At 33.3% G+C, this 20,773-nt stretch carries 18 protein-coding genes, 2 tRNA genes and 2 pseudogenes; 16 read left to right on the forward strand and 6 right to left on the reverse strand.

Annotated features, from left to right (window positions below; translation table 11 throughout):
- Nucleotides 1-119: 119 nt before the first annotated feature.
- Nucleotides 120-296 (forward strand): annotated as a pseudogene (locus tag ABWU45_RS08395) (IS481 family transposase); the annotation flags it as partial.
- Between the two features lie 232 nt (nucleotides 297-528).
- Here the strand turns inward: ABWU45_RS08395 and glmS are convergent.
- The 3 genes from glmS to ABWU45_RS05350 form a co-directional block, all read right to left on the reverse strand.
- Entirely contained in the window at nucleotides 529-2,340 is a 1,812-nt protein-coding gene (glmS, locus tag ABWU45_RS05340) for a glutamine--fructose-6-phosphate transaminase (isomerizing) (protein WP_264375401.1), read from the reverse strand.
- Between the two features lie 8 nt (nucleotides 2,341-2,348).
- Entirely contained in the window at nucleotides 2,349-2,762 is a 414-nt protein-coding gene (gene yajC / locus ABWU45_RS05345; RefSeq protein ID WP_319803491.1) for a preprotein translocase subunit YajC, read from the reverse strand.
- A 130-nt stretch (nucleotides 2,763-2,892) separates the two neighbouring features.
- Nucleotides 2,893-2,969, reverse strand: a tRNA-Asp gene (locus ABWU45_RS05350).
- Nucleotides 2,970-3,150: 181 nt separating this feature from the next.
- Between ABWU45_RS05350 and rpsB the strand changes: the two genes are divergently transcribed.
- The 5 genes from rpsB to ABWU45_RS05375 all read left to right on the forward strand — a co-directional run bounded on the left by rpsB (nucleotide 3,151) and on the right by ABWU45_RS05375 (nucleotide 7,310).
- A complete protein-coding gene (rpsB, locus tag ABWU45_RS05355; RefSeq protein WP_264682668.1) occupies nucleotides 3,151-3,966 on the forward strand; it encodes a 30S ribosomal protein S2 in 816 nt (271 codons plus the stop codon).
- Nucleotides 3,963-4,808 (forward strand): translation elongation factor Ts, encoded by an 846-nt coding sequence (gene tsf / locus ABWU45_RS05360; RefSeq protein WP_341810890.1) that lies wholly within the window; start codon nucleotides 3,963-3,965, stop codon nucleotides 4,806-4,808. Before rpsB ends, tsf begins: the two co-directional genes overlap by 4 nt.
- Nucleotides 4,792-5,535: a UMP kinase gene (pyrH, locus tag ABWU45_RS05365; RefSeq protein ID WP_010407219.1), complete on the forward strand. Its 744-nt coding sequence runs from the start codon at nucleotides 4,792-4,794 to the stop codon at nucleotides 5,533-5,535. Before tsf ends, pyrH begins: the two co-directional genes overlap by 17 nt.
- A 7-nt stretch (nucleotides 5,536-5,542) precedes the next feature.
- Nucleotides 5,543-6,100: a ribosome recycling factor gene (gene frr, locus ABWU45_RS05370; protein WP_017532537.1), complete on the forward strand. Its 558-nt coding sequence runs from the start codon at nucleotides 5,543-5,545 to the stop codon at nucleotides 6,098-6,100.
- Between the two features lie 193 nt (nucleotides 6,101-6,293).
- The gene (locus tag ABWU45_RS05375; RefSeq protein ID WP_135352867.1) at nucleotides 6,294-7,310 is read left to right on the forward strand and encodes a substrate-binding domain-containing protein; all 1,017 of its coding nucleotides are present in this window, start codon (nucleotides 6,294-6,296) and stop codon (nucleotides 7,308-7,310) included.
- 102 nt (nucleotides 7,311-7,412) lie between these two features.
- Here ABWU45_RS05375 and ABWU45_RS05380 read toward each other — a convergent pair whose 3' ends face one another.
- Nucleotides 7,413-8,381: a hypothetical protein gene (locus ABWU45_RS05380; RefSeq protein WP_353278101.1), complete on the reverse strand. Its 969-nt coding sequence runs from the start codon at nucleotides 8,379-8,381 to the stop codon at nucleotides 7,413-7,415.
- Between the two features lie 124 nt (nucleotides 8,382-8,505).
- On the opposite strand from ABWU45_RS05380, the gene ABWU45_RS05385 reads away from it, so the two are divergent.
- Nucleotides 8,506-9,963, forward strand: a complete 1,458-nt coding sequence (locus tag ABWU45_RS05385) for a TrkH family potassium uptake protein (RefSeq protein ID WP_353278103.1) — start codon at nucleotides 8,506-8,508, stop codon at nucleotides 9,961-9,963.
- 71 nt (nucleotides 9,964-10,034) lie between these two features.
- Entirely contained in the window at nucleotides 10,035-10,592 is a 558-nt protein-coding gene (gene dcd / locus ABWU45_RS05390) for a dCTP deaminase (RefSeq protein WP_353278105.1), read from the forward strand.
- 155 nt (nucleotides 10,593-10,747) lie between these two features.
- On the opposite strand, the pseudogene ABWU45_RS05395 reads toward dcd, so the two are convergent.
- Together ABWU45_RS05395 and ABWU45_RS05400 are read right to left on the reverse strand one after the other, a co-directional pair.
- Nucleotides 10,748-11,088: pseudogene (locus tag ABWU45_RS05395) on the reverse strand (transposase); the annotation flags it as partial.
- A gap of 15 nt (nucleotides 11,089-11,103) precedes the next feature.
- Nucleotides 11,104-12,339 (reverse strand): metallophosphoesterase family protein, encoded by a 1,236-nt coding sequence (locus tag ABWU45_RS05400; protein WP_264682674.1) that lies wholly within the window; start codon nucleotides 12,337-12,339, stop codon nucleotides 11,104-11,106.
- 190 nt (nucleotides 12,340-12,529) lie between these two features.
- On the opposite strand from ABWU45_RS05400, the gene ABWU45_RS05405 reads away from it, so the two are divergent.
- From ABWU45_RS05405 to ABWU45_RS05440, 8 genes are all read left to right on the forward strand, one after another.
- A tRNA-Leu gene (locus tag ABWU45_RS05405) sits at nucleotides 12,530-12,617 on the forward strand.
- Between the two features lie 20 nt (nucleotides 12,618-12,637).
- Nucleotides 12,638-13,723 carry a GTP cyclohydrolase II gene (locus ABWU45_RS05410; protein WP_353278107.1) on the forward strand — a complete coding sequence of 362 codons (1,086 nt, stop codon included), beginning with the start codon at nucleotides 12,638-12,640 and terminating at the stop codon, nucleotides 13,721-13,723.
- A gap of 72 nt (nucleotides 13,724-13,795) precedes the next feature.
- Nucleotides 13,796-14,476 (forward strand): virB8 family protein, encoded by a 681-nt coding sequence (locus ABWU45_RS05415; protein WP_353278109.1) that lies wholly within the window; start codon nucleotides 13,796-13,798, stop codon nucleotides 14,474-14,476.
- Nucleotides 14,463-15,254 (forward strand): P-type conjugative transfer protein VirB9, encoded by a 792-nt coding sequence (virB9, locus tag ABWU45_RS05420; protein ID WP_254230093.1) that lies wholly within the window; start codon nucleotides 14,463-14,465, stop codon nucleotides 15,252-15,254. The genes ABWU45_RS05415 and virB9 overlap by 14 nt, the downstream gene beginning before the upstream one ends.
- Nucleotides 15,255-15,270: 16 nt before the next feature.
- Nucleotides 15,271-16,782 carry a TrbI/VirB10 family protein gene (locus tag ABWU45_RS05425; RefSeq protein ID WP_264682676.1) on the forward strand — a complete coding sequence of 504 codons (1,512 nt, stop codon included), beginning with the start codon at nucleotides 15,271-15,273 and terminating at the stop codon, nucleotides 16,780-16,782.
- 1 nt (nucleotide 16,783) lies between these two features.
- Complete coding sequence (gene virB11, locus ABWU45_RS05430; protein ID WP_353278111.1) at nucleotides 16,784-17,776, forward strand: P-type DNA transfer ATPase VirB11; 993 nt, start codon at nucleotides 16,784-16,786, stop codon at nucleotides 17,774-17,776.
- 30 nt (nucleotides 17,777-17,806) lie between these two features.
- Nucleotides 17,807-19,825, forward strand: a complete 2,019-nt coding sequence (locus ABWU45_RS05435; RefSeq protein WP_353278113.1) for a type IV secretory system conjugative DNA transfer family protein — start codon at nucleotides 17,807-17,809, stop codon at nucleotides 19,823-19,825.
- A gap of 100 nt (nucleotides 19,826-19,925) precedes the next feature.
- Nucleotides 19,926-20,738, forward strand: coding sequence for a P44/Msp2 family outer membrane protein (locus ABWU45_RS05440; RefSeq protein WP_353278114.1), 813 nt, complete (start codon nucleotides 19,926-19,928; stop codon nucleotides 20,736-20,738).
- Nucleotides 20,739-20,773: the final 35 nt, after the last annotated feature.

Consider the following 20,773-nt stretch of genomic DNA (forward strand, 5'->3'; position numbering starts at 1 on the left):
ATTTTAGTATAAAATGCCATATTTACTTTGTGCTATGGTTTGAGGTAGAATAACAACTTGCTTCAAATATGGAAAGGCAGTACAACTCTATGATCAAGTTACTGAACTCTCATTTACTCCTCTTTTTTTGTAAAACAATCTACAATTCATTAGAAGATCTTCAGATAGACGTTGATCATTGGTTGTGTTTTTACAATGAGACAAGACCTCATTCTAGTAAATATTGTTATGGCGATGTAGACTTTCCTGAATAGAAAACATATTGCTTTTAGAAAAATATTAGTAGCATTACATAAGAGACTGATATTAGTTTTCAATTTTTCTGTTAGTTAATTCTTGCTTGCTAGGTTAAGTTGTGTCTGGTAACCATAATGGCAAATCTTGTTAATTTGAGGCGTGGATTTTAGCCTCTCTCATCCTTACATTAGTTACATATTCTTTCGCAGAGGGCTAATGAATTTATTAGTAAAATTCAGTAATTTATAACTGACAATTAGAGCTGTTAATTAGCAACTCACTTTAAATAAGTTACTCAACTGTGACAGATTTAGCTAAATTTCTCGGACAATCTACATCTAACCCTTTTTTTTCTGCAATAGAATAAGCAAGAAATTGCATAGCAACACTGTAGATAATTGGAGAAACAAAATTGTCAACTTCTGGAAGTTGCACCACATCTATGCAAATTCCCTTTAAGAGCGGTGCTCCTTGCTTATCACTAAAGGCAATTACTTTACCTTTTCTTGCAATAATCTCTTGTATATTGGATAGCGTTTTAAAGAATAAATTATCGTAAGGAATAATTGCGATAACAAGTACAGTAGAGTCTATCAAGGCGATAGAACCGTGCTTCATTTCTCCCGCTGCAATACCAATTGTGTTGATATATGAAAGCTCTTTTATCTTCAATGCACCTTCCATTGCAACTCCATATGAGCTTCCTCTCCCAATTATAATTATATTATTGTGCTCTAATATACTGCCTGATATATGTTGTATTTCCATCACATTCAAAACATGCTCTACATGTTCGGGAATGGAATTAATAGCACCGCTTAGTTCCTTTATCCTCTCTCTACCCAGTATACCTTTTATTTTTCCAAGCTCTACAGCAAAGCATGCTAAAATTGCAAGCTGCGTAGAAAAGGTTTTTGTCGAAGCAACACCAATCTCAGGTCCAGCAAGAGTATGCAATACAATATCTGAGGCTTTTTCTATGCTGCTATTAAATGTATTAATTATGCTAATGATCATTTGTTTCTGCAATCTCGCATAACGTAGTGCTTCCATAGTATCTGCAGTTTCACCAGATTGAGAAATGAATAAGCCAATACTACCTTCTTCGAGCTTGACGCTGCTATACCTAAATTCTGACGAGATTTCTAGATATACCCGAATTTGAGCAATACTTTCCAGCCAACACTTTGCTATTAGTCCAGCAAAATAGGATGAACCGCATCCAACTATAGTAATGTAACCTAGTTCAGAAAATAATTCTTTGTTGATTTCTTTATATTGTTTATAAAATTGATTTATTGTTTTGTTTAATGCATACGGTTGCTCAAAAATTTCTTTTAGCATAAAGCTAGGGTAACCATTTTTACTAATTAGAAAATTTCTTGGACTGCTATTTTCTGTTCTGCGTTTAACTTGTATACCATTATTATATATACTGAATTCGTTAGATTTTATTACTGCAATATCATTATCTTCTAAATGCAATATTTTTTCTACAAATGAATTCAAAGTATTAGTATCAGAAGCAGCAAACACTTTATTACAGTTATATCCTATTGCTAAAGGCAAATTTCTTTTTGCAACAAATAAAGTATCTGGATATTCTGCAAATAATAAAGCCAAAGCAAGTGAACCTTGTAAATTGTTTAGACACTGTAATATAGAATCAACTGGTGACAATCCTTCATTAAGATATGCAGTTAATATGTTTGGTATTACTTCTGTATCAGTGTCGGTATGAAAAGATACTCCCTTTTCCTCCAGATCCTTTTTTAATATATTGTAATTTTCAATTATGCCATTATGAGCAACAACAACATTATTTATATAAATGGGATGAGCATTTTTAAGATTTGGAGCTCCATGTGTAGCCCAACGAGTATGTGCTATACCAACTTTGCTACTAGATATCTTGCTCTCATGAACAACTTCACACAATCTTTCAACTTTACCTTCTGATTTTTTGACTTCTATCTTACCTCTATTATTTATAATTGCTATACCTGAAGAGTCATACCCTCTGTATTCCAATTTTTGCAACGCGGTTAGTAAAGTTGGTATTACTGAATCACCGCTACTTACTATACCTAATATTCCACACACTTCTTAAATTATGAAGCATTTTTGTCTTTTTTACTTTCCTCTAGTTTATTTTTCTTGCCATTCTTTTCAACTTTGCTTTTTTCAATAGATTTAGCTACTGGCTTTTGAATTTCTTTATTTAAGATTTCAGATATAGCAGACTTTAGGATTTTTATTTCAATTTTTGGTGCTACTTCTAGTATTAGTTGTGCATTTACTTCGTCAACTTTGTTTACTTCACCTATTATTCCACTAGAAGTAATAACCGTATCACCACGTTTTATTTGATCTATCATCCTTCTATGTTCTTTTAGTTTTTTGTGATTGGGGCGAATAATGAGAAAATAAAATACTACAAATATTAAAATGAGTGGAATAAAGCTAGCAACAGATGCTGATACATTGTTAGTCGCATCTGCCGCAAAAACCTCAGAAATGAACATATTTAATCCCAATTATTAACGATAAAGTTAAATAGATTAAGCAGCAATTACAATATCATGTCAAGTCTCTGAAAGAAATTAATTCAAATTAATAAGAAACTTAAAGAATTTTAAGGTGTTTCTGCTGTAATGGCGGGAGTGATGAGATTTGAACTCACGACCTCATGCGTGACAGGCATGCGCTCTAACCAACTGAGCTACACCCCCCATTGCTTTTTAACGTTTGCAACTTTAAAGCTAATCAACGTGTTGCCACTTGTCAATATTTTTTGTTTGCGCTTTTTTGTCTTTTTTATTACTATGTAAATAACTTAATTTCACACATGGCTTATGCAAGTAGTCCCGTTAGGGTTATGCCATGGAGGATAAACTATTTGGAGGAGTAAATATGACAAATTTGCCTAAAGTCACTATACGTGATTTAGCTGAATCTGGTGTGCATTTTGGCCATAAAGTTAGTCGCTGGAATGCGAAAATGGCACCATATATATATGGTATACATCAACAGAATCGTATACACATAATAGACTTACGAAAAACATTACCATTGTTAGAGGCGGCGATGAAAGCTTTATACGATGTTGCATCTCAAGATGGTCGCATTTTATTTGTTGGTACGAAATTTCAAGCTTTAGATATTGTTGCAAGTGAAGCAGTTCGTTGTGGTCAGTATTATGTAAATGATCGATGGCTTGGTGGTATGCTTACTAATTGGAACACTGTTTCTTCTTCGATAAAAACTTTGATACAATATGAGAAAATATCCAATGATGAAGATAGCATCTTAACAAAAAAAGAATTAGGAAACATTGAAAAGAAAAGAAAAAAGCTTGATAAAGAATTGGGTGGAATTAGAGAAATGGGAGCAGTTCCTGATATTTTATTTATTATTGATACTAACAAAGAGCATATAGCGGTTAAAGAGGCTAAAAAACTGGGTATTCCTGTAGTTGGAGTACTTGATACCAATTCTGACCCAGATGGTATTGCCTATCCTATACCAGGAAATGATGATTCAAGAAAATCAATAGAGCTCTATTGTAAATTAGTTGCTGATTCTATATTAGCTGGAATAGAGTCTAGTTTGACAAGGTCTAGAGTTAAGGATGATGAGCTTATTCAAGAAAAAGAAGAGGATATTGTGCAAACTAAAAAGAAGCGTATTAAGGTTGAAACAGAAAGGGAGGTAATAGTAAGTAAATGAAGATGGATTCAAGTAGTATAAGGGAATTACGCGATAGAACAGGGCTTGGCTTAAGCGATTGTAAGAAAGCGTTAGAAGAGTGTGATGGTGATATTAAGAAAGCCGTTGATAGGTTACGTACAATAGGATTTGCTAAAGCTGACAAAAAGTCTGATAAAGTAGCTTCGGATGGGCTTATTGCTATGTGCTTGGCTAAAAATTATGGTGTATTGGTTAAAGTCAATTGTGAAACTGATTTTGTTGCTAGAAATGAGAAGTTCATAGCATTAGTTTCAAATTTAGCATCAATTGCTTGTCAAGAACGTTGTACTAGTCTTGATGAGTTAAAAAATGCCAAATATGAAGATGTTGGTACAGTGCAGGAAGCTATTATGAGTGGTACATCGGTTCTTGGTGAGAAGTTAGAGTTAAGCAATCTTTGCTACCTAGAGACTAAAGATGGGATTATTTCTGGATACGTACATGGTGATATGCCTGGCTTAGGTAAGATTGGTGCTTTAGTAGCATTGCAGTCATCTGGTGATAAAAAAGAGATTGGAAAGCAAATAGCTATGCATGTAGTTGCTATGAAACCTGAAGCTTTATCTATAAATGATTTAGATCAAGAAAAATTAAAAAATGAGCGTTCTATAATCGAGGAGCAAGTAAAGAGCTTAAATAAACCTGAAGAGGTAGCGAAAAAAATAGTAGATGGACGAATGGCTAAATACTATGAAGAAGTTGTTCTGCTAGAGCAGAAGTTTATAAAAGATGATAAAATGAAGATTGCTGATTTTATAGAATCAAGTGCTGTTAAATTAGCTAATTATAAGTTACTTACTTTGGATGGTGCAAATAAGTAACAAAACTTCAGAAGTAAAGTACCCCAGAGTGTTATTCAAAATCTCTGGGGAGGCTTTGATGGGATCAAAGCTATTTGGCCATGATATGGAAGTTATAGATAAACTATCCAAAGACATAGTTGAAGTTTGTAATCTCGGAGTTCAAGTTTGTATTGTTGTTGGTGGTGGGAATATTTTTCGTGGTGCATCAGCATCTTTAAGTGGCTGTGAAAGAGCAAGCAGTGATTATATTGGAATGCTTGGTACTGTCATTAATGCTTTAATTTTGCAAAATTTTTTAGAAAAAAGCTCTATAGTCTCTAGGGTGTTGTCTGCTATACCCATGACTACTATATGTGAGCCTTATATAAGAAGGAAGGCTATTCATCATTTAGAGAAAGGTAGAGTGGTCATTTTTGCAGCAGGCACAGGTAACCCATTTTTTACTACAGATACAGCTGCAGCTTTACGTGCTGTTGAAATGAATTGTGATGTTATTTTAAAAGGTACTCAAGTAAGTGGTGTATATTCTGCCGATCCAAAAAAAAATGAGAATGCTGTGATGTATGATAGGCTTTCTTATACAGATCTGCTAACTCGTGATTTAAAAGTTATGGATGCATCAGCAATTTCACTTGCTCGTGAGAATTCTATCCCAATTGTAGTTTTTTCTTTAAAAAGAGAAAAAATGGTTGATATTATTAAGGGTCAAGGCACTTATACTATAGTTTCAGATTGTAAACATTAGGTAATTTATGTTAAACGAAATAAAAGCTAAAACAAAAGAAAGAATGCTAAAAACTATTCAGTCTTTTCACGATGATATGAAAGGCGTACGTACTGGTAGAGCTAACGCATCATTACTTGATGGTATAGTTGTAAATATCTATGGTGGACATCAAAAACTGAACCAAGTTGCAGGCGTTTCAGCTATAGATAACAAAACTCTATCAGTTAAAGTTTGGGATGCTACTGTTATCGGTGAAGTAAAAAATGCGATAATCAATGCTAACCTGAATTTAAATCCTGTTGTTGAAGGAAATACTATACGTATAGTTCTTCCAGACTTAACACAAGAAACTCGTGAAAAATTAGTGAAATTATTGCATCAATTTTCTGAAAATGCACGAGTTGCAATTAGAAATATACGCAGAGATGTTATGGAAGAAATAGAGGAAATGAAGAAAAATAAGGAAATCTCAGAAGATGATTTTCATGTTGCCAAAAAGGAAATACAAAACATTACTGATGATAATGTAAAAAAAGTCGATGATGACTTATCTATTAAAGAAAAGGATATATTGCATCATTAAGTTAATATGAAAGAATTTTTCAGTATTGAAAAACATAAGAGGATTCGATATAGATACAGTTGTATGAATGCTGTGATTCAGATCTCATCATTACGCACACATTTGATCGTTATACCTTTTGAAATCTAGAAAAAAAGCTTTTCAGTTTGATTTTTTATTACAATAATTAAGTTTATACTCTTGAGTAAAAACGATGCTGAAACGCCTTTTCCTTATTTTTGCATTTGTATTACTCATCCCACTGTCAAATGTTGATGCCAGAAGATATATCAGAATTGTTGGATCTTCAACTGTTTTTCCTTTTATCTCATTTATATCTGAAGAATTCAGCCGTATATTTTCCTTTAAAACTCCAGTTGTAGAATCGATAGGAAGTGGATCAGGGTTCAAAATGTTTTGTTCAGGAATAGGGGAAGGCACACCAGATATCACTACTTCATCTCGCCCTATGAAGGAAGTAGAGAGAGAATTATGTAAAAGAAATAAAGTGAATGAAGTAATAGAGATCATAATTGGCTATGATGGAATTGTTATTGCAAATTCAAATCAAAGCCATAGATTTGATTTTACAAAAAATGACCTGTTTGAAACTTTATCTTCATATTCTGAAGACAATGATAGATTAGTAAAGAATAACAAGAAATTTTGGTCTGATGTAAATCAAGCTCTACCAAAAACAGAAATTAAAATCTATGGCCCACATCAAAATACAGGTACACATGAAACTTTGATTAATTTTATTATGCTTGATCAATATTCATGTATGAACTCAAGGATTTTCAAAGAGAATTATCAAGACCAAGAAAAAAGAAAGAAAGCATGTAGTAATATCAGAGATGATGGAAGATATATAGAAGTTGGAATTAATGAAAACATAATAATACAAAAATTGAAGAGCAATAAAAATGCTTTAGGAATATTTAGCTTCAGCTTTTTAGCGAAAAACCAAGATGAGATTCAAGGAAGCACAATCGCAGGAATTGAGCCAACTTATAAAAATATATCATCGGGGGAGTATATGTTAGCAAGGCCTTTATATCTTTATATAAAGAAAGAACACTTAGATACTGTTGATGGATTAAGGGAATTCATTAGAGAAGTTGTAGACTCTATTAGTACTGAAGGTGGATATTTATCTAGGCTTGGCTTAATTCCACTTTCAAGCGAAAATATGAAAAAAGTCTTGGAAAAGGTTCGTGATATAATATGATGACTTTGATATTTTTTTATTCTGGATACTAGGTTAAAAATAGAACGTTTAAATTTCTTGTTTTTATTGTTATCATACTTATATTTCCTAAGAACTTATTTACTACAAAATACAACAAGTTCTATTTATTTGAGAAAGTTGTGCGTCTTGTAGAACAGATTTTGTTGTAGGTTTCTCTGTAGCTATTTCAAGGTTTTCTTCTATGCTTTTTTGTTCTGTGTAATCTTTAACTTCTTGAATGAAATCTTCAAGCCACTTCTCACTACCTATCTTGGCATGTCGTTGTTGCTCACCTTTAAGAAGTTTTATTACAGCTGCATCTTGATTTTCAGGCACTCTTTGATATTTAAGCCACAAGTCACGAATATCAGGAGGAGCTTTTTTCAAATGAGCTTCAAAGGTTGCTTTTGTGTCTTTTGTACTTTCTTCTTGTTGATCTTGATGGAATTTAAACCAGAAATTGCGAATATCAGGAGAAGCTTTATCCCAAAGAAGTTTAGTAATTTCTTTTATATTTCTCAGATCTTCTTGTTTCAATCTTTTACCATCACCTATATATCGTTTATTAAGACCAACTTGCAGAGGATAAAGTAAAAGGGTAGTTTTGCTCTGTGAATGTATAGGTCTATTTAAAATCATTGCTAAATTTGTATCACAATCTTCTAATACTGCTTTAACTTTTTTAACATCTAAATAATCTATTGCTTGACGTAATTTGTGGTGAAGATCACTTGTTCTCTTTAAGTTTTTCACTTTTTGCATATGCGAATCATAACTTCCTTCCTCTTCTTGCATAGCTATATCACACGAAATACTCTCAATTTTTTGCTCCATTTTCTGTATACATTGATTAATTTCCTTTTGATTTTTTTTGAATATAATCAACTGTGAAATGGTACAAGGATTAGGTAGATCGTCTTTAAACTCTTTTTTTATATTACTAGGTAATTCGCTTTTCAAAACTTCTTGTATATCGCTATCGTAATTATTTTTTATATTCTCAAAGTTGCCTTGTATAGCTTCACTAATTAATGAATCTCGAATGTTTTTTTGTCTTTCAGTTAATAACATACCTTACCTCTACCTCTTATGGCAAATTTAGCGCTATAATTATACGTATTTATAATCAAGTCAAGAGAAAAAATTAGCAAAGCGGTTGAAGTTTTAATAATATATAGCTTTTAAAGTACTGTCTATGGAAAGTCTGCAAGTTTTACGTTCAATTGCGTTTATTGTGGGAATTTTTCTATTGTTGTTTGGCGTAGCAATGCTTATTCCTGCTATTACTAATAATTATCTAGGTTACGAATGGAAAAATTTTCTGGTTGGATTTATAGTTACCTGCATATTTAGTGCGATTTTTATTCTACTGGGTAAACTAAGTAGGTTACATGGAATGCCGGCAATTTTTGCGATTACCAGTTGTACCTGGATTGCATTATCTCTATTTGCAGCTATTCCATTTTATCTTGATAGTTTAAGCTACATTGATGCACTGTTTGAAGCAGTATCTGGGATTACAACCACAGGAGCAACTGTTCTAAGTTACATCGAGCAACAATCTCCGGGGATACTACTGTGGAGAGCAATGCTGCACGGTATAGGTGGTTTTGGAGTAATTACAGTAGGAATTGCAATTTTTCCCATATTTAAGGTTTTGAGCTTAAATAATTTACTCTATTCTGAGTACTCAGATGCTCTTAAAAGAAAGTTACCACATACGCGAAGCGTAGTAATACATATTGCAGAAATATATTACTGCCTAATTTTATTGTGCATATTTTCCTACTATCTAGCTGGCATGCCATTATTTGACGCAGTATGTCACGGAATGTCCGCTGTATCAACTGGTGGATTTGCTAACTATAACGATTCTATAGGCTACTACAATAACCCTATATTGGAGGTCATAACAATTATCTTTATGATTTTAGGCTCTTTACCTTTTCTGAGCTATTTAAAAATTATAAGACGATTAGACGTTTGTTATGATGAACAGGTCTCTTACTTTATTAAGATAGTTGTTATCTCATCTTTGCTTGCTTGTTTTTGGTTATATAAAAATTTTGACTTAGGAGTATTTTTATCATTTAGGTACAGCACATTCACCATTACCTCCTTTATCACATCAACTGGCTATGTAATGTGCAACTACTTGAATTGGAGCTTTATTTCAGTCTTAGCTTTCTTTTTAGCCTTTATTGGTGGATGTGGTGGTTCTGCTAGTGGTGGAATCAAAATCTTCCGTTTAGTCATTTTTCTAAAATCTATAAGGAATTACTTTAGCTCTTTATTAAATCCAAGTGAAAGCGATAGAGTAAAACTCAATGGTAAAATACTGGAGAATGATGAAGTTCAATCTGTCTTTACGTTTTTTGCGATTTACATGTTAACGTTCGCTATATCATCAATAGTGATGTCTTACTTGAGCAATGCGGACTTTATAACTAGCATCAGCTCTGTTTCTGCAATGCTTACAAATTCTGGCCCAGGATTTAGTAACCTAATAGGTCCTTCAGGTAATTATTCCTCCTTTAGTGGTGGAGTAAAGCTATTTCTATCGTTTTTGATGCTGCTTGGCAGGCTTGAAATATTGCCAATTTATTTTTGTATAGGTAGTTTATACTGGAAACTTTGCCATTCCAGAGTGTAACGCTAATTCAGGTTTACATTTAAATTCTATTACATATTATTATAAGTATTACAAAACTTTAAAGGACAATTATGGCAGTTATGCCAGATAAATGGATAAGGGAAAAGGCTGAAAACTCTAGAATGATAGAGCCTTTTGTGAATCATAAAAGCAGTAAGGGTGTTGTATCTTTCGGATTATCATCTTATGGCTATGATGCAAGAGTTAGTAATAAGTTTAAGATTTTTACTAATGTTAATTCAGCTATTGTAGACCCCAAGAATTTTTCTGAGAATAGTTTCATAGATAAGGAAACAGATGTATGTATAATCCCACCAAATAGTTTTGTACTTGCCAGCACAGTGGAGTATTTTCGTATACCAAGGAATGTACTGGTAATTTGTGTTGGTAAATCAACTTATGCAAGATGTGGTATTATAGTAAACGTCACACCTTTAGAGCCTGGATGGGAAGGTCACGTCACACTTGAATTCTCAAACACTACTCCACTTCCTGCAAAAATTTATGCTAATGAAGGCGCATGCCAATTTGTGTTTTTAAGCGGCGAAAGTGAGTGTGAGAAATCATATGATGATATGAAGGGAAAATATATGAATCAGTATGGTATCACTTTGCCGTTAGTTAAGTGATTACTTTAGATGCATTTCTTTATTAATTGATATCCTTTCAAGCCGCTAACACTGATTGCATTTGCCTAGTTACAAAAATAATGTCTGTGCTAAAACATGCTCATATATAGCTCTTTTTCTAATAGTTCGAATAGCTGGATATTCTTTCTGGCTCAATTTTTTATAACAAACCAATGATTTGATTAAAATCAGGAGAATATGGAGGCAGATATATAACTTCAGCACTGACACTTTTAATAAATTCACTTATTTTCTATGAAAAGTTGCATTATCCAAAATCACCCAGCAAAAAGTTTGAACTAGCTATTAAAAACGTCTGTATCGCAGTAGCCTTCAAAAATCATAGGCGCCATAATTTTTCCCTTATTCAAAGCTGCAATCATACTAATACGCTGACTTTTGTGTTATCAATTCCAGATTAGTCGATATATACAAGAATTTCAGTGTTTTTTGTTGCTATGAGTTTTTTAAGCTCAGCACGTTTTTTCTGCGTCCTTAAATAGTCCTAATTTTAATTTGTTTTAAGTTTAAAGTCTTTCGTTAGGTTTGCAGAATACATTTCCTTATTATCTTGGTTATAGAAAGTAAATTTGTGATCGTCTAAACCTAATATTGCAAAGCCAAAGCCGAAAAAGTTTCTAACTTCGTGTGCTAAGTAATTTCTACTATTTGGATAGTTAAATTCTACGTTTTGATAAACAGGTTCTTGATCTTGAGCGTGTAATAATGCACCGCCGTTTCCAACTATAATCTGATCTGGAACATTATCCATTAATAAAATCTGGGCTATATGAATGTGGCCAGAAACTATGGTAGTAACATTGCTTGGAAATTTATCTCCAAAAGCTTCAATTTGTGTAAGATTACCATGGCTTTTTAATGTCAAAAATTCTTTTTTTGGAGATCTCCAAAGTGGTTTATGAGTCAAAAACCACGTGGGCTTATCTTGTATCAATTTATCAAACTGCCTCTCAAAAGCATCAACTGTGCTTTGGGTTGTAAAAATTTCCTCACCGGATGAAGAGTCGAAGATAAAAAACTTCATTGGCCCAGCATCTAAGAACCAACTGGAAATAAGATCTTCACATTTTTGAGGGAAAAAGGGGTATGAATCTAAATATCTGAACCATCCTTCATAAGCTCTATTACAACTCTCATGATTTCCACGAACAAAAAGAAAAGGAGATTGTGTTAAAATATCTTTTGCAGGCTCAAACCAATCAGCGTACCAAGCTTCTTTGCTATATCCATAAATATCGCTGCACTTTTTTGTGTTTCTACATTTTGTTTGTCTATAATGATAATCACCAACATGGATAATTAAATCTGGTTTATGAAAAGCGATTGAATCTAAATTTTTTTTCAAAGGCCAGTTATCTACAGAATTACATTCTTGCTGAAATAACATATTTATTCTACATCCTGTATCGCCAATGAAGGCAATTTTGCTGATCTTTTCCGCTAATACGGGAACTTTTATATTGTCAATACTAATGTTTTGAGCATTTGTTTCTACTATCAGTTCACAAACTGTTTCGGTATTGTTAATTGAGCTGCGACTTAGCATTTCTACTGCCTTATTATCGACGTAAGCAATGGGACACATGTTATTGTCTATAATCGCACGTATGCTTAATTTATTTTCTGGAATGATTTGAGACCATGTGTACAATATTTGTGCATGAGTGGGGTAAAAGCTAATTGTAAGAGATAGAATTAAAAAAATGAAGATATTAGCTATTTTCATTTGTATAAAGACCTAAATTAAGAATTAGTAGTAAGATTATCTTAAATGATTAAAGTTTGTAACCATAAAATTCATAGTTAAATTATACAGGCATTTCCTAAATTATCCTAGTATCAGATTGACACTTTAGATGAAAAATCCTAAAATGATTAAGTAATTTAAAGTAATTATATAGAAACTAGAATAAAGTGCGGTCGTGGTGGAATTGGTAGACACGCAGCGTTGAGGTCGCTGTGGCTCACAAAGCCTTGGAAGTTCAAGTCTTCTCGACCGCACCAAGTTGTTTGGTGTAGGTGAAATGTTTATAGGAAATCAAAGTAGAAATAAAGTAGAAAGGGCCATCAGTGAAGTCAGGCGTGGTCTTCCAATTTTAATATATGATGATGAAAATAACTATCTATTTCTTGCTGCTGCTGAAACTTTAGAAAAAAATTTATTTAGTCAATATAAGCTTATATCAGGTAATGTGTATGTTACTTTGACTGCAAGTAAGGTAAAATACATATGTCAGAGTAAAGAACATAGTAGCAAACGTCTGTTGATAAGCAATTTTGATGAACTGCTCCATTTAATAAACTGTTCAAAGGAAGATTGGATAAAAGAGTTGCAATGCTCAAAGACAATAGATGCGTATGCTGTTGCCTTGCTTAAGTTCTCAGAATTATTGCCATACGCGTTAGTGGCTGATATGACTTTTGAGAATAAACATGAAATGCGAAATTGGTGTGAAGAAAATGACATTATTGCACTAAATACGTTACTTGTGAATGATTTTCAACAAAATCATAGTGTGTATGAAGTGTGCAAAACATCATTATTTTTAAAACAGACTCAAGAAGTAGATATCATATCTTATAGAACCAAAAGTGGCGGAAGAGAACATTATGCAATTATAATTGGCAATCCAGATAAAGATAATGAGCCATTAGTGAGAATCCATTCTTCATGCTATACAGGAGACTTATTAGACAGCTTATCATGTGATTGCAGAAGCCAGTTACATCAAGCGATTCAAATAATGACCGACTTTGGGAATGGCATTATATTATACTTGATGCAAGATGGGAGAGGCATTGGTTTAACTAATAAGTTAAGAGCATACAGTATGCAAAGAAAATATAATCTTGATACTGTTGATGCAAATAGAGTATTGGGTTTTGAAGATGATGAAAGGAGCTTTGCTGTTGCAGCTAAAATACTTAAGAAATTGAACATTAACAAAATACAATTACTTACAAACAATGGTAGAAAGTTATCAGAGTTAAAAAATAACGGTATAGAAGTTACAAAGTGTATACCACTTATTATGGAACGCAATGAATATAATGATTCATATATGGAAACAAAATTTGGCAAGTTAGGCCATGGATTAAGGGTTTATTAGCTTTTTTGTTATAACTACTTTGTTAGCTTGCTATGTTAATTAATATAAGTTAAGATTTTTAAGAATATTGAGATGCTGAAATTTTTAAAACAAGAAAAAAGTAATGAGTCATTGGATAAGGATATAAATTGGAATTCAAGTCGCTATAGCACAGTTGTTGCTCAGAGAAATACTTTACTTTTATTTACATTAATATTACTAGTTGCAATTTCTATAAGCATATTAGCTATATTTAAAATTAGCACAAGTAGCACTATTGAGCCATTCGTTATAGAAATTGACAAAAAGTCAGGAATAGTGCAATTGGTTGATCCTGTTACAGTAAAACAATATTCTGCAAATGAAACGCTGAACGATTATTTTATTTCAGAGTATATAAAAGCAAGGGAGGTTTTTGACCCATATAATTATAATTATAATTATTATACAAAAGTAAGGTTGTTTTCTTCGCCTAGTGTATATAGTGAATTTAGCAATTATATAAAATCGCAGAATATGAATGACCTTTTTAATTTATATTCAGATGCTAAAGGTGAGTTGAAAATTCGTTCAATTCAAAAATTAGGTAATGATGCTCTTCAAGTGAGATTTTCTATAGAATTTACACAAAAAGATGGAAATTCCTCAAGGAAAAATAAGATAGTTGTGATGTCGTATAAATATGCATCGCTTGAAATGAATGATCAGCAAAGATATATTAACCCGTTAGGGTTTCAAGTTATTTCATATAGAGTAGATGATGAATATGTGTAGGATATTGTTAGTTTTAGCTTTACTAATAAGTGGCAACTTAAATGCATCTATTAATAATAAACCTATTTCTGTAGATAGTAGAATAAAGACTTTTGTATATAGCCCTAATGAGGTGTTTACAGTAATTTTTAGTCAAGGTTACTATTCTTATATTGAGTTTGCAGAAGGGGAAAAAGTCAAAAATATTGCTGTTGGTGATGCATCAAGTTGGAAAATTAATCCTTATGATAATAAACTGCTTGTCATGCCATTTGAAGTCAGTAGTCGCACTAACATGATTATTACGACAACTAAAAAGAGAAATTACATTTTTGATCTAATTTCAAGACCAAATTACGATAAATACCCAGATGCTGATGCTAAAAAAGTGGATCATGATTATTCCGTTGAAAAGGATATATCTTACGTAATACGTTTTTATTATCCTCAAGAAGAAGATGAATTTGATGTTGATTTAGATGAGGTTTCTTTACCTACTCAAATGCAATACATTACAGAAAAGCCAGAAAAAATAATACAAGAAAATAATACGAGGTACAACTATACATATATTGATGAAGGTGGTAACGTAGATATAGTTCCAATTGAGTTATTCGATGATGGTTATTTAACCTATTTAAAGTTTAGAAATAGTAATAAAATTCCTCAGATTTTTATAGAAGGCGAATCCTGTAAAAGGCTGTTATTTGATGATTATGTTGTAATAAAAGGAGTACATAAAAAGCTATTAATGCGTTATGAAGGTAGTGAAGTTGAAGTTATAAATAGGTCACTTTAGTTGTGGTACATATAATATGAGTAAAGAAAGGCATAATAGTGTAGAAGATGAATCAGAGATAGAAAGCAAGGTAGTAACAGTTGGCTCTAATCAAGGTTATAAGGCATTGATGATAGTTATGGTAGCGCTCTTAGTTGGTGGAGTGTACTATCTTTATTTTAGTCCTTCTAATAAAGAGGGTCCAGAGATTGTTAAAAAAGAGGAAACAAAGCAAAACATTCAAGAATTGAAAGGAAAGTTAGAACAAGTTCCAGATAATGCAATAGTTTCCGAAAGAGTAGTAACTGATCTCTTGCCACCCTTACCTCCTCTTCCTATTCCACAAGTCATACCAGAAGTAAAACAAATCAAAAAAGAGGAAGTGACAAAAAAAGAAGAGCAACTAAAAGAAATTCCCTTGTCAAATATACCTGTTTTACCAAAGCAAAATTTTCCTTCTGGTAATGTTATTAGCAATTTGCCTACTTCATTTCCTACAATAGGGGGTGGCGGTTATCCTAGAGACAGACGTAGTGCACAAATGTTAGCAATTTCAGGTAGTAGTGGGGAAGGTAAAGCTACAGATGCTGTTTTATCCAATACCTCAGCACAATCGAGCAAAGCTACCAAAGCTGGAAAGCTTGGTTTAATGATTATTCAAGGTAAAGTTATTGACGCTATTCTTGAAACTGCAATAAGTTCTGACTTACAAGGAATGCTCCGTGCTGTTGTTAGTAGAGACGTTTATGCAGAAACTGGTGATACAATTTTAATACCAAAAGGTTCAAGGTTAATAGGTGGTTATTCATTCGACTCAAATGTTGCAAAAGCCCGCGTGAACATAAATTGGAATAGGATCATTCTTCCTCATGGTATAGATGTTGCTATTTCATCATCTGGTACCGATGAGCTTGGAAGGGCAGGGATAGCTGGAATAGTTGATAATAAAATAGCAAGTGCATTATTCTCTTCAGTGGCACTTGCTGGTGTTTCGATTGGCTCAGCCGTTATAGGACAAAAAGCCTCTAATCTTATCGATGCGCTAACTGCCATGGATGCAGTGAAGTCTATTACTGCAACTGAAATAGATATTTCTTCTCTCAAAGGGGCTATTGTTGAGAGATTGGAGAATTCTATAAAAACTGAAGTTGGGAGGGTAGGAGACGAAAAATGGAAATTGGGTATTAGGGCTATTGAAAAAATTCGAAATGCTAAAAGTGATCAGGATTTGCTGAGAATAATAAAGGAAGAAATAGTAAGTGTGATAAAAAGTTCTGGAGCTAGTGGAGTTGATACAATTACTAGTGACAATATCGGTATAACTTTAGACGATGTACGTCAACTGTTGAGGCAAACTCAGAAAAGAAGCAAATCTGTTTATGATGAAGCAATTGGGAAGTCAATCAATGATTTTTCCAAAGACATGCGAGATATAGTTGATAGGAGTGTAGATAAAAAACCAACTATTTATGTTAATCAAGGAACTGCATTGAAAGTATTTGTTAACCAAGATATAGTATTTCCTCCACAGTCAATATTAAATAACTGAAATGAACTATGCTGCACTTGATACATACTTGGAGCCATTACAAGGGATATTTCAAGAGGAAGGTGTAAATGAAATATCAATAAATAAACCGAAGGAAGTATGGATTGAAAATCGCGGTGAAATAAGATGCGAAAAGTTAGAAATATTTGATCTTAATCATTTAAAATCTCTTAGCAGGTTGATTGCTCAAGCTACAGAACAAAAACTGAGCGAAGAGACACCGCTGCTTTCAGCTACATTACCAAATGGTTATCGTATACAGATAGTGTTTCCTCCAGCATGTGAGCCTGATAAAGTAGTCATTTCAATTCGTAAACCTTCTTCTATGCAATTGGCATTGGATGATTATGAAAAAATGGGGGCTTTTTCTGAAACTGTTATAGGAGTGACCGATAATCCAGTAGATCGTCACCTAGATTTGCTACTGAAACAAAAAAAAATAAAAGAGTTTTTAGAATATGCTGTAATAAGTAAGAAAAATATCATAATTAGTGGTGGAACTTCCACTGGTAAAACCACTTTTACTAATGCTACTTTGCGTGCTATTCCATCTGAAGAAAGAATTATTACTGTTGAAGATGCGAGGGAGATAGTTTTGAATGATCATCCCAATAAAGTCCATTTAATTGCCTCTAAAGGAGGGCAAGGCAGGGCAAAAGTGACCACTCAAGATTTGATAGAGGCATGTTTACGTTTAAGACCAGATAGGATAATAGTTGGTGAATTACGTGGAGCAGAAGCTTTTAGTTTTCTTAGAGCAATAAACACTGGCCACCCAGGGTCAATATCAACTCTTCATGCGGATAGTCCGGTAATGGCTCTTGAGCAAATAAAACTTATGGTTATGCAAGCAAATCTTGGCATTCCTCCAGATCAGATCATACCATACATTAGAAATGTAATTGATATTGTTATTCAGCTAAAAAGAACCAGTGGAGGCAAAAGAAGCATTTCTGAAATATTATTTACTAGATCTTCAAATGAAAATGCTTAAATTTATACGTAAGTTAAGAAAAAGTAGTTTATGAGTAATGGAAATCACCTACGCAATATTCTCATAGGAGGTGTAGTATCTTTTAGCATACTTGAATTTTGCTTTTATTTGTCTGGTATATTATTCTACCTGTTTGTTGACGGTCCAGATGGTGTAGATTTTAGAGCAATTAATCCTAGCTTGACACCTTTTCCTCAAGCTCTCTGGCCGACAATTTTTGATCATATACAATATTGTTGGCATCATCCAGAGCTATATAGCTTTGAGCTCAAAATTAAATTAGTTGTATCTTCTCTACTGCCTCAAATTGTTTTGATGATTATTTTGTGGAATGTGAGAGAAAGACTAATTGAGTGGCGGCCATTTAAAAAGAAAGAATCACTTCATGGAGATTCACAGTGGGCATCAGAGAAAGACATACGAAAAGCGGGATTAAGAAGCAAAAAAGGTCTATTGCTTGGTAAAGATAAGAGAGGATATTTTATTGCTGATGGGTTTCAGCATGCATTGCTCTTTGCACCTACAGGCTCTGGTAAAGGTGTTGGTTTTGTAATTCCTAATTTGTTATTTTGGAATGATTCGGTAATTGTTCATGATATAAAATTAGAAAACTATGAAATAACAAGTGGTTGGCGAGAGCGACAAGGACAAAAAGTATATGTATGGAACCCAGCGCAGCCAGATGGGGTAAGCCATTGTTATAATCCACTGGAATGGATTAGTGAAAAACCTGGACAGATGGTTGACGATGTGCAAAAAATAGCTAACCTAATCATGCCTGAACAAGATTTTTGGCAAAACGAAGCAAGAAGCTTATTTGTTGGGGTGGTACTATATTTACTTGCTGCACCAGAGAAAGTTAAATCTTTTGGTGAGGTTGTGCGTACGATGCGTAGCGATGACGTAGTTTACAATCTTGCTGTAGTTTTGGACACAATGGGTAAAATAATACATCCGGTAGCGTATATGAACATTGCAGCTTTTTTGCAAAAGGCTGACAAAGAAAGATCAGGTGTTGTGTCAACTATGAACTCGTCGCTTGAATTGTGGGCAAACCCATTGATCGATACTGCAACTGCATCAAGTGATTTTAATATTTTGGATTTTAAAAGGAAGAAAACTACAGTTTATGTTGGTTTAACTCCTGATAACTTAACTAGGCTCAGGCCTTTAATGCAGGTTTTTTACCAACAGGCAACTGAGTTTTTATGTAGAAAATTGCCATCGGATGACGAGCCTTACGGCGTATTATTTTTAATGGATGAGTTTCCAACACTTGGAAAAATGGAGCAATTTCAAACGGGCATCGCATACTTTCGTGGCTATCGAGTAAGGTTATTTTTAATTGTTCAAGATACTGAACAGCTTAAAGGAATATATGAAGAAGCAGGAATGAACTCCTTTTTATCAAACTCAACCTATAGAATAACTTTTGCAGCCAATAATATTGAAACGGCTAATTTGATATCTCAGCTTATAGGAAACAAAACTGTACAACAAGAATCATTAAACAAACCTAAATTTTTAGACTTGAATCCTGCATCAAGATCATTGCATATCTCTGAAACACAGAGAGCATTGCTCTTACCTCAAGAAATTATTATGCTGCCACGTGATGATCAGATAATTTTGATAGAATCGACTTATCCAATTAAGTCAAAGAAAATTTTGTACTATAGTGATAGCACATTCACAAGAAGGCTGATTAAACCAACACGTGTGCCTACACAAGAGCCATATGATCCAAACAAGGTCTTTTTTGCTGCTAACAAAGATAAGATTAGTAATGAAGAAGAGAGTAATGCTATTGAAGCTGCTGATTATCCTGTTGAAGCTAAAACTGAAGATGCAATATACGATGAGCCAGAGATTGAAGATGGATTTGAAGACGAGGATATTGATGATAAGTTTGAAGGTGGTGATGGGTTTGATGATGAGGAAGACGATGATGGGTTTGATGATGAAGACAGTAAGGATGAATTTGACGATGATGATGAATTTGAAGATGAGGACAAACTAGACGGCAATAAAATCGAGGATAGAGGTTAATTTTACCTATTTTTTAGCTTAGAAAATAATTAGTTTTTTCATATTAAATCATTTTTAATTAATTAGTACTAGAGTGGCTATTTTAACTAGAGGAATAGTCATGATGAGTAAAAAAACATTAGCAGTTACAGCACTTGCTTTATTGTTGTCACAACAATCTTTTGCAAGTGAAACGGAAGGATTTTACTTTGGTACTAGATATTACGGTCAATATTTGAACTTTGGTAAGTTGAAAGCAAAAATTGGAAGTAAAGATGCTACAGATGCCAATAAGGTATCTGTAAATGACAGGGGTGCTCAGAGTACAGAAGGTCAGCTACTAAACAAGTATGAAGGAGATTATAATCCACCTTTTGCTGCAAATGTAGCACTTGGTTATACAGGGGAATTAGGTAATAATAGCTATAGAGCTGAATTAGAAGGAATGTATTCTTCCGTGAAAGTGGATAATGTTCGTTTAACAAGCGGCCAGATGACAATATCGTACACAGAAGGCGGCAATCAATATGGATCAATTATTAACCATGACAAAATTGAGAACATATCTGTAATGGCAAATGTTTATCATCATTGGAAAAGTGAGAGTTTCTCTTTTTCTCCTTATGTTGGTATTGGAGTTGGTGCAACAAGAATGACAATGTTTGAAAAATCGTCAATAAGACCTGCAGGTCAATTAAAGGCTGGCTTTGATTATCATATAAATGAAGATGTAAATATGCATATCGGATATAGAGGTTTTGGTGTTATTGGTAGCAGTGAATACAAACCGGAAACTTTAAAGTTGGATACTAAAACAAACAAAATGGCTCAACAAACAGGTGATAATAAAATGACTACTACCATACAGAATGGCTTTTTTCACACACACGGTATAGAAGCTGGTCTTACTTTTCATTTTGCAAGCAAAGCTTAACTCTGATAGAGACTATTTTCCTGGTAGCATGTCTG

This window comes from Wolbachia endosymbiont (group B) of Longitarsus flavicornis, assembly GCF_964028135.1.
Taxonomy (GTDB): domain Bacteria; phylum Pseudomonadota; class Alphaproteobacteria; order Rickettsiales; family Anaplasmataceae; genus Wolbachia.

Coding starts and splice junctions, on each gene's coding strand:
- ABWU45_RS05375 (WP_135352867.1), top strand. CDS start 6,294: ATGCTGAAACGCCTTTTCCTTATTTTTGCATTTGTATTACTCATCCCA.
- yajC (WP_319803491.1), bottom strand. CDS start 2,762: ATGTTCATTTCTGAGGTTTTTGCGGCAGATGCGACTAACAATGTATCA.
- ABWU45_RS05440 (WP_353278114.1), top strand. CDS start 19,926: ATGATGAGTAAAAAAACATTAGCAGTTACAGCACTTGCTTTATTGTTG.
- ABWU45_RS05435 (WP_353278113.1), top strand. CDS start 17,807: ATGAGTAATGGAAATCACCTACGCAATATTCTCATAGGAGGTGTAGTA.
- ABWU45_RS05400 (WP_264682674.1), bottom strand. CDS start 12,339: ATGAAAATAGCTAATATCTTCATTTTTTTAATTCTATCTCTTACAATT.
- dcd (WP_353278105.1), top strand. CDS start 10,035: ATGGCAGTTATGCCAGATAAATGGATAAGGGAAAAGGCTGAAAACTCT.
- frr (WP_017532537.1), top strand. CDS start 5,543: ATGTTAAACGAAATAAAAGCTAAAACAAAAGAAAGAATGCTAAAAACT.
- virB11 (WP_353278111.1), top strand. CDS start 16,784: ATGAACTATGCTGCACTTGATACATACTTGGAGCCATTACAAGGGATA.
- ABWU45_RS05410 (WP_353278107.1), top strand. CDS start 12,638: ATGTTTATAGGAAATCAAAGTAGAAATAAAGTAGAAAGGGCCATCAGT.
- ABWU45_RS05425 (WP_264682676.1), top strand. CDS start 15,271: ATGAGTAAAGAAAGGCATAATAGTGTAGAAGATGAATCAGAGATAGAA.
- pyrH (WP_010407219.1), top strand. CDS start 4,792: ATGGTGCAAATAAGTAACAAAACTTCAGAAGTAAAGTACCCCAGAGTG.
- ABWU45_RS05415 (WP_353278109.1), top strand. CDS start 13,796: ATGCTGAAATTTTTAAAACAAGAAAAAAGTAATGAGTCATTGGATAAG.
- rpsB (WP_264682668.1), top strand. CDS start 3,151: ATGACAAATTTGCCTAAAGTCACTATACGTGATTTAGCTGAATCTGGT.
- ABWU45_RS05385 (WP_353278103.1), top strand. CDS start 8,506: ATGGAAAGTCTGCAAGTTTTACGTTCAATTGCGTTTATTGTGGGAATT.
- virB9 (WP_254230093.1), top strand. CDS start 14,463: ATGAATATGTGTAGGATATTGTTAGTTTTAGCTTTACTAATAAGTGGC.
- tsf (WP_341810890.1), top strand. CDS start 3,963: ATGAAGATGGATTCAAGTAGTATAAGGGAATTACGCGATAGAACAGGG.
- ABWU45_RS05380 (WP_353278101.1), bottom strand. CDS start 8,381: ATGTTATTAACTGAAAGACAAAAAAACATTCGAGATTCATTAATTAGT.